Genomic DNA, 12,372 nt, shown 5'->3' on the forward strand with positions numbered 1-12,372 from the left:
CCTAGCGAGCCGCTGGACGCCGCTGCCGGACGCACTCGTACAGCACCAGCGCGGCGGCGGTGGCGACGTTCAGGCTGTCGGCGGCCCCGTGCATGGGCACGCGCACGGGCACCTCGGCCGCGCGCCAGGCGGGGGGCAGGCCCTCGTGCTCAGCCCCCAGGACCAGGGCGACGCGGCCCGTCAGCGGCGCGTCCCAGTACACCTGCGGCGCGTCGGGCGTGCAGGCGACGCGGGTGAAGGTGCGCTCCGCCAGCCAGGCCAGGGCGGCCGCCTCGTCCAGCGCGGCGACCGGCAGGGCAAAGACGCTGCCCTGGGAAGCCCGGATCACGTTGGGGCTGTACACGTCCGCACCCCGCCCCAGCACCAGCACGCCCGCCGCGCCCGCCGCGTCCGCCGTCCGCAGGATCGCGCCGACGTTGCCGGGTTTTTCCAGCCCGTGCAGGACGACCAGCACGGTGTCCTCGCCGGGTTCGGGGAGACGCGGGGCAGGCGTGGGGACCAGGGCGAGGAGGCCGTCGGGGTTCTCGCGCCCGCTGACTTTCTCGAACGCCTCGCGGGAGAGGCGGACGCGGGGGCCGGGGAGGGTCGCCGCGACCTCGTGGGCCTCGGGGCTGTAGAGGGCCTCGCAGGTAAAGAGGGTGGAGGGCAGCAGGCCCGCTGCCACGGCGCGGGCGAGTTCACGCGCGCCCTCGATCAGGATCACGCCTTCGCGTTCGCGCTCGCGGCGCGTCCTCAGGCGCACCAGCCGTTTGACATGCGGATTTTGCAGGGAGGTGATCACGTCGGGGGCGGTCATCGGCCCCCCAGTATGCCCGCTATCCTCGGCGGATGCCTCTCCCCTTTCCTCCCTTCAAACCCTGCCCCTGCGGATCGGGGCGCAGTTACGGCGCGTGCTGCGGCCCCCGCCACAGCGGCGAACGCCCCGCCGAGACGCCGGAGGCGCTGATGCGCTCGCGGTACACAGCGTATGCGTTGCGCGACACGGGCTATGTGCAGCGCACCTGGCACCCGGACACCTGCCCGCCGGACCTCGACCTGGAGGAAGACGGCACACGCTATGTGGGCCTCACCGTCCACGGTGCAGAAGGGAACGAGGTGACCTTCACGGCGACGCTGCGGGCCGGTGGGCGCACCCACCGCCTGCGCGAGCGCAGCACGTTCACGCGGCTGGACGGCGCATGGGTGTATGTGGATGGGGTGGAACCGGGAGAACGGTAGGCCACACGGGGAGCAGCGAAACACTGGGGGCCGCACCCCTCTCCACTTTTCTGGACCCGGTTCAGAGTTGGCGGCTGGCCTGTGGCGGGGCCATAGCCTGAACACAATGAGCCGAACGACTGCATTTCTGGGCCTGGGCGCGATGGGTTGGCCGATGGCCGCACAACTGGCACGGCACGCCGGCGAGACGGGCGGGCGCGCCCTCGTCTGGAACCGCACCCGCGAGAAGGCCGACGCCCACGCCCGCGAGTTCGGCAGCGAGGCGGCAGAGTTGCCGGAGGTCACGGGCGCCAACGTGATCTTTTCCTGCCTGCCCACCAGCGCGGAAGTGGACGAGGTGCTGACGGCACTGGCGGGGCAGCTGCGGCCCGGGACCGTGTGGGTGGACTGCACCAGCGGGCGGCCGGACGCGGCGCGGCGGCAGGCGGCGGGGCTAGCGGCCTCGGGCGTGGCCTTTCTGGACGCGCCGGTCAGCGGCGGCCCGGGGGGTGCGCAGGCCGGAACGCTGGCCGTGATGGTCGGCGGGGACGCGGCGGTGCTGGAGCGGGTGCGCGGCGACCTCGCCTTCGCGGGGAAGGTCGTGCATGTGGGCGAGACCGGCAGCGGGTTTGCCGTCAAGGCCATCAACAACACGCTGATGGCCGTGAACATGTGGGCGGCGGGCGAGGGCCTGGCGGCCCTGGCACGGACGGGCGTGGACCTGCACGCGGCGCTGGAGGTGATCAACGCGGGCAGCGGGCGCAGCTACCCCACCGAGACGCTGATTCCGCAGCGGGTGCTGACGCGCGAGTTTCCGCTGACGTTCCAGCTGGGCCTGCTGGCCAAGGACGCGGGCATCGCGGCCGAGGTGGTGCAGGGGGCCGGGGCCAGCGCGCCCGTGCTGATGCAGGTGGCGGCGCTCTACCGGGCGGCGGCCCACACCGTCGGGGCGGAGGCGGATTACAGCGCGGCCCTGAAACTGGTGGAACAGCTGAACGGCACGGAGATCAAGTGACGCCGCCCCTCTTCGCGGTCGCCACGGACGGCGGGCTGGACGCCTTCGAGGGCCTGAACAACGCCGTGCCGGTCGCGCCCTTCAGTCTGAACTTCGGGAACAAGAGCTACCGCATGGACGAGATCACGCGCGAGGGGCTGTACCGCGAGTTGCAGACCAATCCGGCGCATCCGACCTCCAGCCAGCCCACGCCGCAGGACTGGGCGGAGGCGGACCGGGAGGCGAGCGGCGGCACCCTGCCGGTGCTGGCGCTGACCATCAGCAGCGGGCTGTCGGGGAGCCGCAACGCCGCCGAGCAGGCGCGGGCGGTCGTGCCGGGGATTCCGGTCACGATTGTTGATACGCGCACGTTGAGCGCGGCGCAGGCGTTTCAGGTCCACGCGGCGGCGACGGCAGCGCAGCGTGGCGAGACGCTGGAGACGGCGCTGGACTGGGTGCGCCGGACCGCCGAGGAAACCGAACTGTATTTCACCATCGAGACGCTGGAATACCTGCGCCGGGGCGGGCGCATCGGGCGGGTGCAGGCCACGCTGGGGGGGCTGCTGAACCTCAAGCCGGTCATCACGGTGGACCGGACGACCGCCGCATACACCAACGTGGGCCGCGCCCGCAGCTACAAGGGCGCGATCGAGGCCGTCGCCGCGCAGGTCACGGGGCGCTACGGCGAGGGCACGCCGCTGAGGGTGGGCCTGCTGTACGGCAGCGTCCGCGAGGATGCCGACGTGCTGCTGGAGGCGATCAAGGCACGGCATCCGGTCGTGTGGTCCGGCTTTGCGGGCGTGAATCCGGTGCTGAACGTCCACACCGGGCCGAGGGCGCTGGGGGTGGCCGCCGCACCGGGCAACTGGGTGTGGGAGCGGTAACCCGGCCGGGCCACGCGTCCGGGAATCAGGCGAGGAAGGGCAGGCGGCCCGGGCCGCCCGCCTCGCCGCGCAGCCAGGGGAGCAGGGCTGCGCGGGCCTCCGGGCGAAAGCCGTAGGTGAGGACCGCCGGGGCGTCCACATCCAGCACCGCGTAGGGGTTGTAGAGGGCCAGGTGCAGGTCGGGCCGGGCACCCCGCAGGGCCGCCTGGCGGTGCCGGGTGGTGGTGGCGAGGATCACCGGGAGGCCGGAGGCGCGCAGGGCCGGCCAGTCCAGGTCCGCCGGATCGTCGTAGGCGTGCAGCGTCACGTCGTAGACGGACCCGAGTTCGGCGGCGAGTGTCCCGGCATTCACACTGGCCTCACTGACGTTCTCACGCTGCACCCGGCGCTGGGCCACGAGCAGGACGCGGGAGCCGGGGGCGGGGGGCTGGGGCAGGCCCGTCGTCGTCAGGCCGCAGGCCCAGGCGTGGGCGAACAGGGGCGCGTCGGCCCGGGGGTCCAGCGCCGGGTCCGCCCCGGCCGGGAAAGCGGCGGCCAGCGCGTGCAGCCGGGCGAGGCTGGCCTCTGTCTCCCGCGCGTTCAGTTCGCCGTCCAGCGCGTGCCCGATGGCCGAGAGCGTGGAGTCCTGCGCCTCACGGCGGCCCAGGGCCATCACCAGGTCGGCCCCGGCGCGCAGGGCCAGGACCGCCGCCTCGCCCCGGCCATAGTGGGCGTCGATGGCCTGCATGCCCATGCTGTCGGTCACCGTGACGCCCTGGTAGCCCCACTCGCGGCGCAGGAGATCGGTCAGGACGGCGCGGGACAGCGTGGCGGGCTGCGCGGCGTCCAGCGCGTCGTACACGATATGGGCGGTCATCACGGCGGGGGCGAGGGGCAGGCAGGCGCGGAAGGGGGCGAACTCCACGGCGTCCAGCTCGGCGCGGCTCTTGCGGACACGCGGCAGTGCCCTGTGGCTGTCGAGGTGCGTGTCGCCGTGCCCCGGAAAGTGCTTCACGCAGCCCGCCACGCGCTCGCGGGTGTGGCCCAGCAGGGCCGCCGTGCCGTGCCGCGCCGCCCGGTCCACGTCGGCCCCGTAGGCCCGCTCCCCGATGACGGGATTGGCCGGGTTCACGTTCACGTCCAGCACGGGCGCGAAGTTCCAGTTCACGCCGACGGAGCGCAACTGCCGGGCCAGGGCCGCGTTCACGTCCTCCGTCAGCGCCGTGTTGTCGGCGGCCCCCAGACTCATCGCGGAGGGCGCGAACGGCCAGAATGTCGGGCGCAGAATCGCGCCGCCCTCGTGGTCCAGCGCGATCAGGGCGTCTTCCCCCATCACGTCCCACAGGTCCGCACAGAGCTGCCGGAGCTGCGGGGCGTCCTGCACGTTCTTCCCGAACAGGCAGACGGCGCGGATGCCGTGCCGCCGCAGATGCGCCGCCGTGTCCGCGTCCAGCGTGGGGCCGGGAATGTCTACCATCACCAGGGAGCCGGGCTTGGGCTGAGTCACCCGCCCAGGGTAAGGGATCAGGGGCGGAGACGGTCCGTCACCAGCAGCCAGCCGGAGAACGGGGACGAGAGCCTCTCATACCGGCTGGCTCCGAGTTCCAGAACACCCGGACAAACCACCACAGGGTCTTTGGCCGCCCGTCGGTATTTTCTTCCCGCTCCGCTCGTCCCCCTGGCCTCGACCCACCGGACGTCGGGGTCAGTACGGCAGCCCCGCCAGCCTCAGCAGCGTCTCTTTCGCCTCGGCGGCACTCGCCAGGCGGCGGGTCCGGTCGGGTTCGGTGAGGGCGGCCAGCAGGGGGTCCAGGGGATCGGGCAGCGGGGGCGGCGGCACGTCCGGCCCGGAGAGCGCGCCGTGCAGGCCCCAGCCCAGCAGCACGCCGGCGCTGTACAGGTCGCTCTCGGGGCCGAGGGCCTCGCCGCGCGCCGCCTCCGGACTCTGGAAGGCGGCGGTGCCCAGGCGGGTGGGTGTGGCGAAGATTTCGCGGTTGGGGCCGGACAGGTCGAAATCGACCAGGGTGGCGCTGCCGTCGGGTTCCACCAGGATGTTCTCGGGTTTCACGTCGCGGTGGACCAAGCCCCGCGCGTGCAGGTAGCCCAGCGCATCGAGCAGGTGCGCGAGCGTGAGCAAAAAGGCGCGGCGCTCGAAGGTCAGGGCCGGGCGGCGGGTATAGCGCCCGAACAGCACCCGGCCCCGCGCGAGCGTCACGATCAGCCCCGGCTGGTCGCTGACCCGCACCGGGGCCAGCACCCGCATCAGCCGGGGATGATCGAGCGCCGTCCCGTTGCCGTACTCGCGTACCGCGTGGGAGGCGAAGTGCGGGTCGAAGATTTTCACGGCACAGGGCTGACCGTCCGGGCCGACAGCGAAATACACGACGCTGTGCGAACCGCGACCGAGGGGACGCACCAGGCGCACCCCCTCCCCCACCACCTGTCCTGCCAGCGGCATGTCCCACTCACGGTACTCCAGGTCAGGGGCGGGGTGTTACCCCCGGCTGGCTACAATCCCCCCATGTCGGGCTTCGGGCTGGTGCTGGGGGGCGGGGGCGCGCGCGGGCTGGCGCATATCGGGGTCTGGCACGTGCTGGAGCAGGCCGGGCTGCGCCCGCAGGTGCTGGCGGGCACCAGCATGGGCGGGCTGGTGGCGGCGTTCATCGCGGCGGGGGTCGGCGCGGGCGAACTGCGGCGCGTGTCGGAAACGGTGTCGTGGCGGCGGCTGCTGGACTGGCGACCCGGCACCGGGCTGCTGCGGGCCAGCGCCTTCGAGGCGTGGCTGGCCGACCACCTTCCCCCCACCTTCGAGGAACTGGGGACGCCGCTGGCGGTCACGGCGACCGATCTGCTGACCGGGCGGCAGGTGTACCTGTCGGGCGGCAACCTGTATGCGGCGCTGCGGGCCACGATCGCCTACCCGGGCGCGATCGACCCGGTGCCGCAGGGCGACATGCTCCTGGCGGACGGCGGCATTCTGAACCAGGTACCGGTGGACGCCGCGCTGTTTCTGGGGGTGCGCAAGGTGGTCGCGGTGGACGTGACGGTGCCTGGCCCGCTGGAGTTACAGGGGCGGCGGCCGTGGCGTAGCGGGGGCCACCTGGGGACCGTGCAGGCCCTGCGCCGGGCGGTGGACATCATGCAGGCCCAGCTCACGGACGCGCGGCTGAGCCTCTACCGCCCGGACGTGCTGCTCAGGCCGGAGTTGGCGGGGGTAGACCTCCAGAGCTTCCGGCGCGGCGGGCAGGCGATCCAGGCGGGCGAGGCGGCGGCGCTGGCGGAGCTGCCCCGGCTGCACGCGCTGGTCCCCTGATACGAATTCCGGTTGAACAGTGACAAAAACTGTTCAACCCGAGCGGAGCGAGCCGGAAAGAAACGGTTGCCGGGAAAGGAGTTATCGAAGCGGCGCTTTCCCGATTTGATAACGGATTGGACGGAAACCGTATGAGGCACCCCGGCGGGGGGACGCACCTCCGGCCGCCGTCCGCTATCCTGCGCGGCGGACAAGGAGCTGCATGACAAGACTGAACAAGCCCGCGCCGGGACCGCTCGGGAAGCTGTGGAAGGAAGTGCTCGAACCCATCGTGTTCGCCGTGGTGATCACGCAGTTCGTGGCGACGCTGGTGGGCGTGGACGGCGTGAGCATGATGCCGAACCTGCGCGACCACGAGCGCGTGTTCGTGCCGAAATACGAGACCTGGCTGCACAAGGCCGGGGTCGGCGACTTCAAGCGGGGCGACATCCTGATCTTCAAACCCCCCCGCGAGGCGGCGGCGCAGGCCCCGAACCTCACCAAGAGTGCCTTCGGGCTGTGGACCTACCGGCCCTTTCTGATCAAACGCGTGATCGGCCTGCCGGGCGACCGGATCCGCATCGAGGGCGGCGAGGTGTTCGTGAACGGGGTGAAGCTCGACCAGAGCTGGACGACCGATTTCTGGCGCGAGCAGGGCTGCTGGGACACCCAGAGCGACCTGGCGAACGGCGCGGCCTCCAGCGCCGCCGGGATTCTGCCCGACCAGCCCGAGATCACGGTGCCCGGGGGGCACTACTTCGTGATGGGCGACAACCGCACGGCGGGCGGCAGCGAGGACTCACGCCTCTTCGGGCCGGTCCTCCAGCGCGACGTGGCCGGGCGGGCGGCGGCCGTGATCTGGCCGATCATGCGCAAGACCACCGCCCACTACGACTGCTCGTCGGGGCGGGTCTCGGAGTTCAGCGGCGCGAACGTGCTGAACTGGCGCGTGCTGGAGCGCCCGGACGCCTTCAACACGCTCAAGACCCAACTGGCGAAGTGAGGCCCCGGGGCGCGAGCACCGGGCGGTGAGGGCAAAGGACAAACAAGAGGGAGCTGAGGCGGTTCGCTTCAGCTCCCTTTTCTGGTCCCTTTTGTGGCGCACGGCTCAAATCTCGTCGTCCTCTTCCCCGCCCAGCACGGTGATGTCCGTTTCCTCCCAGGCCACGCGGTACTCGCCTTCCCGGGCGATGAAGTCGGCGGCCATCCGCAGGGTTTCTTCCACCCAGCCGTAATCGTTGCTGAGGGTGGCGACGCCGATCACCTCCCAGTCGTGGGCGTCGAGGCCGTCGAGGCGGGCGACCGTGAGGGGATAGCGGGCCTTGAGGCGCTCGACGACCGGGCGGACCAGGGCACGTTTCTCCTTGAGGTTCGACACCCAGGGCATCTCGACCCGGACGGTCAGGACGCCGATGTACCCGAGGGCCACGCCGGGGCTAGAGCATGCCCGCCAGGAAGCCCTGGGCGCGCACGGCACGCACCAGGTCCATGACGGTGTGCTGGCTGGGGTCGTAGTGGACTTCGATCTGGCCGTCGTCGGGGGTGGCCTGCAACACGCCGGGCAGGGCACGCAGGTGGGCGGCGACACGCTCTCCGGCGTCGCGGGTCATGCCGCGCACGCCGAGCAGCACGCGGGTGGCTCGGGTCGTCATGCCTGCCATTATGCGCGTCCTTCGGCCTGGGTGCCCGCCCCTCTGCCGGGACCGAGGCGCTCGCCGGGCGCGGTTTCGGCGCGGGTGCCGAGGTGACACACCGCGTATCGCCCGGTCAGGTGGGCTTCCTCGGCGTGGGCGGCGGCCTCCAACGCGGGCGTGACCGGAACATGCACCTCGTAGACGGCGCTGTCGTAGGCGCTCTTGACGGCCGCGTGCAGCAGGCCCGCCGCCGTGCCCTCCGGCGCGTCCGGCGCGAGAATCACCGTGCGAACGAGGACGATGGGCCGGTCGCCCTGCCAGACGTGCTGCGCCAGGATCAGGCCCCGCAGCTCTCCCGCCTCGTCCTGCGCGGCGAAGGAATGTTCGCTGCGCTCGTAGAACTTCAGGGCCGGGAGGCTGGTGCCCAGGCGACCCTCGCGCTCGCGGGCGGGCAGCGTGTCGAAGGTGGGGTCGGCCTGGCGCTGCGCGGCGAGGTCCAGGGCCTGCAAGGGGGCGTAATCGGGTTCGGCAAAGGTGCGGTACCGCAGCATGGGGGCAGCCTAGCGCGCGAGGGCGGCGGCCAGCTCCTCCCGGGACGGCATGGCGTCCTGCGCGCCGGGCCGGGTGCAGGCGAGGGCGGCGGCGACACCGGCGGCGTGCAGTGCGTCAGGCAGTGGGTGGCCCTGGGCGAGCCAGGCCGTCAGCACACCGCAGAAGGTGTCGCCCGCGCCGGTCGTGTCCACCGGGGTGACCGGGAAGGCGGGGAGGCGGTACGCGCTGTCCCCGGTCACGGTCAGGCTGCCTTGCGCGCCCAGGGTGACGGTCACGGCCTGGGGGCCACCGGCGAGGAGGTCGCGGGCCTGCCCTGCCACGTCCTCTCCCCCGCTGGCAAATGCGCTGGCAAACGCCGCGAGTTCGTGTTCGTTCACGAGCAGGTGATGCGTGTGCGCGAGCAGGTCCGGGTCGGGCGTGCGTGCGGGGGCGGCGTTGTGCAGCACGGTCAGTCCGGCGGCGTGGGCACGCCGGGCCGCCTCGCGGGTGACTTCGGGGGAGAGTTCGCCTTGCAGCAGCAGGTGGGTGAAGCCTCGCAGATCGGCGGGCAGGTGCGCCGGCGTGACGCGGGCGTTCGCGCCGCTGGCGACCGTGATGGCGTTCTCGCCGCTCGCCGCCACCGTGATCAGGGCGAGGCCGGTGGGCGCGTCCAGATGATGCAGCCCGCTGAGGTCCACCCCGGCGCGGGTGAGGCCGGAGAGGGCGGGTTCACGGAAGGGGTCGCGCCCGACTGCGCCGCACAGCGCCACGCTTGCCCCAGCCCGCGCCGCAGCCACCGCCTGATTGGCCCCCTTGCCGCCGGGAGAAACGCGGGCGTCCTCCCCCAGCACCGTCTCGCCCGGCGCGGGGATGCTGGGGGCGCGGACGGTCAGGTCGGCGTTGACGCTGCCGACCACCAGCACCGTCATGCCCGCACCGTCACGCCTGTACCGTCATTTCACGTCCGCCGTTTCTGCCGGGTACCGCTCACGCCACAGCGCCCAGCCCTCTTCCGGGAAGGCGCGTCTGGCCTCGGGGGCAAAAAGGCGCGCGCCTTCCCGCTCCAGTTCGGGGTCGGGGCAGGGCACCACGTCGGTGTCCTGCATGGCGGGGTGGTCACTCCAGGCCAGCAGGCGGCCCGAGCCGCCCCAGGGGTCGTCGGTCGCCCAGACCACGCGGCCCACGCCCAGCAGGGCCGAGGCACCGCCGCACATCAGGCAGGGTTCCAGGCTGGTGTAGAGGGTGAGGTGTTCGGCGTCCCGGACCTTGCCGACGCTGAAAAACACGTCCATCTCGGCGTGGGCGACACTCGCGGCCCCCACATGCTCGGGGGACTGGGCCTCCCCGACGCGGTTGCGGCCGCGCGCGATCACCTCGCCCCGCGCGTCCACCAGGACCGCGCCGACGGGCGAACTGCCCGCCGCTTGCGCCTCACGCGCCAGCCGCAGGGCTTCTTGGAGGTGGGAGCGGTGGGTGGCCGGGTCGAGGCGCGCAGGCGGCATGGGGCAGTCTGGCACGACCGGCCCCCATCAAGTACATTTATACCGAGTTCAGTTTATACTCAGTTCAATTCAGTGGGTCCCCTTCCCGCTGGCCCTGAGGGCGCGGGCGGCAGGGGGGCGAGGAGTGTGATGAGCGGCATGATGAGGCCCTGGCTGGACCATTACGAAGAAGGTGTCCCGCGCGACTTTACGCCGACCAACGACGTGTTGCCCGACCTGCTGCGCCGCAGCGCCGGGCAGTTCCCCGAGCGCGCGGCCCTGAGTTTTATCGGCGCGGCGACCAGCTACCGGGAGCTGTGGCAGGACGTGCAGCGCTTTGCCGCCGGCCTCCAGAAGATCGGCGTGCAACCCGGCGAGCGCATGAGCATCATGCTGCCCAATTGTCCGCAGTTCGTGGTGGCCTTTTTCGGCGCGCTGCTGGCCGGGGCGACGGTGGTCAACACCAGTCCGCTGTACGTGCCCGCCGAGCTGGAACACCAACTGCGGGACAGCGGCAGCGAGACGCTGATTCTGCTGGACGCCTTTTATCCGCGTTACCAGCAGATCGCTACGCGGGTGCCGGTCCAACGCGTGATCGTGACCGGGATTCAGGACGCGCTGCCCTTTCCCAAGAACGTGCTGTACCCCCTCAAGGCGCGGCGCGAGGGGAGCTGGGTGAACGTGAAGGCGGGTGGGTCGGTGTACAGCTTCCGGGGCCTGCTGCGGGGCCAGGCCCCCACCCCGCAAGCCGTCACGCTGCGCCCGGACGATGTGGCGCTGCTGCAATACACCGGCGGCACGACCGGGGTGCCCAAGGGCGCGATGCTCACGCACGGCAACCTCGTCGCCAATGCCGAGCAGTGCCGCGCCTGGATGACCGAACTGAGGCCGGGGCAGGAGGTCACGCTGGCCGCCATCCCGTTTTTCCACGTGTACGGCATGACGGTGGGCATGAATCTCAGCATGCTGACCGGGGCGACGCTGGTGCTGGTGCCGAATGCCCGCGACATCAAAATGGTGCTGGGGCAGATTCAGGCGAGCGGGGCCACCCTCTTTCCCGGCGTGCCCACGCTCTACAACGCGATCAACAACCACCCCGACACGCCCAGTTTCGACCTGACCACCATCCGCGCCTGCATCAGCGGAAGCGCGCCCCTGCCGCTCGAAACGTCGCGGAAGTTCCGGCAGATCACCGGCGGGGCGAATCTGGTGGAAGGCTACGGCCTCACCGAATCCAGCCCGGTCACGCACGTCAACCCGATTTTCGGGGACCAGCGCGAGGGCAGCATCGGCCTGCCGCTGCCCGGCGTGGACGCCCTCGTGGCGGGCGAGGACGGCACGCCGGTCGCCAGCGGCGAGATCGGTGAACTGTGGGTGTCCGGACCGAACATCATGAAGGGCTACTGGCAGCGCCCCGACGAGACGGCGAAGGTGCTGCGGGAGGCGCACGGCCAGACCTGGCTGCTGACCGGCGACATGGCCGTGACGGACGAGGACGGCTACTTCCGCATCGTGGACCGCAAGAAGGACCTGATTATCGCGGGAGGGCACAACATCTACCCGCGCGAGGTGGAAGAGGTGCTGTACGCGCACCCCGCCGTGCTGGAGGCCGCCGCCGTGGGCCTGCCCGATCCCTACCGGGGCGAGACGGTTCACGCGGTGGTGGCCCTCAAGCCGGACATGACCGCGACCGAGGCGGAGATCATCGCGCACTGCCGGGCGAACCTCAGTGCCTACAAGGCCCCGCGCAGCGTGGAATTCCGCACCGAGCTGCCCAAGTCGGCGGCCCTGAAGGTGCTGCGCCGCCAGCTGGCCGAGGAAGCCCGGGCGGCCCGGCAGGAGCAGGCGGCGGGCTGAAGCCTGCGCCCTCCCTCCCCCCCTGCCTCCCCCACCGGCGGCGGGGGCTTCTCATGGCCTTCCCAGCAGAGTGGGGTGCCGCCTGTGCGGGGGCTGCACTATCATGGCGCTTATGGTGTATACGATCCTCGTCGCGGACGACGAACCGGCCATCCGGACCATGCTGGAGGTCATTTTGTCGGCGGACGGGCACGACATTGTCACGGTGCCGGATGGCCGCGCGGCGCTGGACTATCTGCGCGAGCACACGCCCGACGCGATGCTGCTCGACGTGAAGATGCCGCATATGGACGGCTTCGAGATCTGCTCGCGGGTCAAGCGCATCAAGCGGCTGCGTTCCACCGCCGTGCTGCTGCTCACCGGCTTCGACGACGACCAGACCCGCGACCATGCCAAACTGGTGGGCGCGGACGACCTCGTGTACAAGCCGCTGAGCGGCAAGAACCTGCGCGGGCGCGTGAATCAACTGATCGAGGCCCGCCGCCGGTGAACGGCCGCATCTGCACCATGAAGGGGGACCCCA

At 71.6% G+C, this 12,372-nt stretch carries 15 protein-coding genes; 7 read left to right on the forward strand and 8 right to left on the reverse strand.

The window, feature by feature from the left end; genetic code table 11:
* Position 1 precedes the first annotated feature (1 nt).
* The gene (locus DEIPH_RS11325) at positions 2-796 is read right to left on the reverse strand and encodes a TrmH family RNA methyltransferase (protein WP_034358029.1); all 795 of its coding nucleotides are present in this window, start codon (positions 794-796) and stop codon (positions 2-4) included.
* A gap of 32 nt (positions 797-828) precedes the next feature.
* Here DEIPH_RS11325 and DEIPH_RS11330 point away from each other — a divergent pair, with 32 nt between their 5' ends.
* The 3 genes from DEIPH_RS11330 (at position 829) to DEIPH_RS11340 (ending at position 3,075) form a co-directional block, all read left to right on the forward strand.
* Complete coding sequence (locus DEIPH_RS11330) at positions 829-1,218, forward strand: YchJ family protein (RefSeq protein WP_034358030.1); 390 nt, start codon at positions 829-831, stop codon at positions 1,216-1,218.
* Between the two features lie 106 nt (positions 1,219-1,324).
* On the forward strand, positions 1,325-2,212 hold the full coding sequence (locus tag DEIPH_RS11335; RefSeq protein ID WP_034358031.1) for an NAD(P)-dependent oxidoreductase: 888 nt from the start codon (positions 1,325-1,327) through the stop codon (positions 2,210-2,212).
* Entirely contained in the window at positions 2,209-3,075 is an 867-nt protein-coding gene (locus DEIPH_RS11340; RefSeq protein ID WP_034358033.1) for a DegV family protein, read from the forward strand. The genes DEIPH_RS11335 and DEIPH_RS11340 overlap by 4 nt, the downstream gene beginning before the upstream one ends.
* A gap of 25 nt (positions 3,076-3,100) precedes the next feature.
* Here the strand turns inward: DEIPH_RS11340 and DEIPH_RS11345 are convergent, their stop codons facing one another.
* Together DEIPH_RS11345 and DEIPH_RS11350 are read right to left on the reverse strand one after the other, a co-directional pair.
* Positions 3,101-4,561: a glycoside hydrolase family 3 protein gene (locus tag DEIPH_RS11345; RefSeq protein ID WP_081790888.1), complete on the reverse strand. Its 1,461-nt coding sequence runs from the start codon at positions 4,559-4,561 to the stop codon at positions 3,101-3,103.
* 198 nt (positions 4,562-4,759) lie between these two features.
* The gene (locus DEIPH_RS11350) at positions 4,760-5,512 is read right to left on the reverse strand and encodes a serine/threonine-protein kinase (protein WP_034358036.1); all 753 of its coding nucleotides are present in this window, start codon (positions 5,510-5,512) and stop codon (positions 4,760-4,762) included.
* Positions 5,513-5,575: 63 nt separating this feature from the next.
* Between DEIPH_RS11350 and DEIPH_RS11355 the strand changes: the two genes are divergently transcribed.
* On the forward strand, positions 5,576-6,367 hold the full coding sequence (locus DEIPH_RS11355) for a patatin-like phospholipase family protein (RefSeq protein WP_034358038.1): 792 nt from the start codon (positions 5,576-5,578) through the stop codon (positions 6,365-6,367).
* A gap of 202 nt (positions 6,368-6,569) precedes the next feature.
* Positions 6,570-7,349: a signal peptidase I gene (lepB, locus tag DEIPH_RS11360; RefSeq protein ID WP_034358040.1), complete on the forward strand. Its 780-nt coding sequence runs from the start codon at positions 6,570-6,572 to the stop codon at positions 7,347-7,349.
* 105 nt (positions 7,350-7,454) lie between these two features.
* On the opposite strand, the gene DEIPH_RS11365 is transcribed toward lepB, so the two are convergent.
* From DEIPH_RS11365 to DEIPH_RS11385, 5 genes are read right to left on the reverse strand one after another with little or no spacing between them, the layout of a single operon-like run.
* Positions 7,455-7,775 (reverse strand): DUF503 domain-containing protein, encoded by a 321-nt coding sequence (locus DEIPH_RS11365; RefSeq protein ID WP_034358042.1) that lies wholly within the window; start codon positions 7,773-7,775, stop codon positions 7,455-7,457.
* Between the two features lie 7 nt (positions 7,776-7,782).
* Positions 7,783-8,007, reverse strand: coding sequence for a heavy-metal-associated domain-containing protein (locus tag DEIPH_RS11370; protein ID WP_034358044.1), 225 nt, complete (start codon positions 8,005-8,007; stop codon positions 7,783-7,785).
* On the reverse strand, positions 8,007-8,528 hold the full coding sequence (locus tag DEIPH_RS11375) for a DUF1999 domain-containing protein (RefSeq protein ID WP_081790896.1): 522 nt from the start codon (positions 8,526-8,528) through the stop codon (positions 8,007-8,009). Before DEIPH_RS11375 ends, DEIPH_RS11370 begins: the two co-directional genes overlap by 1 nt.
* Before the next feature lie 12 nt (positions 8,529-8,540).
* Entirely contained in the window at positions 8,541-9,440 is a 900-nt protein-coding gene (locus tag DEIPH_RS11380; RefSeq protein WP_034358048.1) for a ribokinase, read from the reverse strand.
* 24 nt (positions 9,441-9,464) lie between these two features.
* The gene (locus tag DEIPH_RS11385; protein WP_034358052.1) at positions 9,465-10,013 is read right to left on the reverse strand and encodes a nucleoside deaminase; all 549 of its coding nucleotides are present in this window, start codon (positions 10,011-10,013) and stop codon (positions 9,465-9,467) included.
* A gap of 138 nt (positions 10,014-10,151) precedes the next feature.
* On the opposite strand from DEIPH_RS11385, the gene DEIPH_RS11390 reads away from it, so the two are divergent.
* Positions 10,152-11,849: a long-chain-fatty-acid--CoA ligase gene (locus DEIPH_RS11390; protein WP_034358175.1), complete on the forward strand. Its 1,698-nt coding sequence runs from the start codon at positions 10,152-10,154 to the stop codon at positions 11,847-11,849.
* A 103-nt stretch (positions 11,850-11,952) separates the two neighbouring features.
* Positions 11,953-12,339, forward strand: coding sequence for a response regulator (locus tag DEIPH_RS11395; RefSeq protein ID WP_034358055.1), 387 nt, complete (start codon positions 11,953-11,955; stop codon positions 12,337-12,339).
* Positions 12,340-12,372: the final 33 nt, after the last annotated feature.

The organism is Deinococcus phoenicis (assembly GCF_000599865.1).
GTDB lineage: Bacteria > Deinococcota > Deinococci > Deinococcales > Deinococcaceae > Deinococcus > Deinococcus phoenicis.

What these genes read in the sequence shown, in the direction of transcription:
- DEIPH_RS11325 (WP_034358029.1), bottom strand. Translation starts at nt 796, where the DNA reads ATGACCGCCCCCGACGTGATCACCTCCCTGCAAAATCCGCATGTCAAA.
- DEIPH_RS11330 (WP_034358030.1), top strand. Translation starts at nt 829, where the DNA reads ATGCCTCTCCCCTTTCCTCCCTTCAAACCCTGCCCCTGCGGATCGGGG.
- DEIPH_RS11335 (WP_034358031.1), top strand. Translation starts at nt 1,325, where the DNA reads ATGAGCCGAACGACTGCATTTCTGGGCCTGGGCGCGATGGGTTGGCCG.
- DEIPH_RS11350 (WP_034358036.1), bottom strand. Translation starts at nt 5,512, where the DNA reads ATGCCGCTGGCAGGACAGGTGGTGGGGGAGGGGGTGCGCCTGGTGCGT.
- DEIPH_RS11355 (WP_034358038.1), top strand. Translation starts at nt 5,576, where the DNA reads ATGTCGGGCTTCGGGCTGGTGCTGGGGGGCGGGGGCGCGCGCGGGCTG.
- lepB (WP_034358040.1), top strand. Translation starts at nt 6,570, where the DNA reads ATGACAAGACTGAACAAGCCCGCGCCGGGACCGCTCGGGAAGCTGTGG.
- DEIPH_RS11370 (WP_034358044.1), bottom strand. Translation starts at nt 8,007, where the DNA reads ATGGCAGGCATGACGACCCGAGCCACCCGCGTGCTGCTCGGCGTGCGC.
- DEIPH_RS11380 (WP_034358048.1), bottom strand. Translation starts at nt 9,440, where the DNA reads ATGACGGTGCTGGTGGTCGGCAGCGTCAACGCCGACCTGACCGTCCGC.
- DEIPH_RS11385 (WP_034358052.1), bottom strand. Translation starts at nt 10,013, where the DNA reads ATGCCGCCTGCGCGCCTCGACCCGGCCACCCACCGCTCCCACCTCCAA.
- DEIPH_RS11390 (WP_034358175.1), top strand. Translation starts at nt 10,152, where the DNA reads ATGATGAGGCCCTGGCTGGACCATTACGAAGAAGGTGTCCCGCGCGAC.
- DEIPH_RS11395 (WP_034358055.1), top strand. Translation starts at nt 11,953, where the DNA reads ATGGCGCTTATGGTGTATACGATCCTCGTCGCGGACGACGAACCGGCC.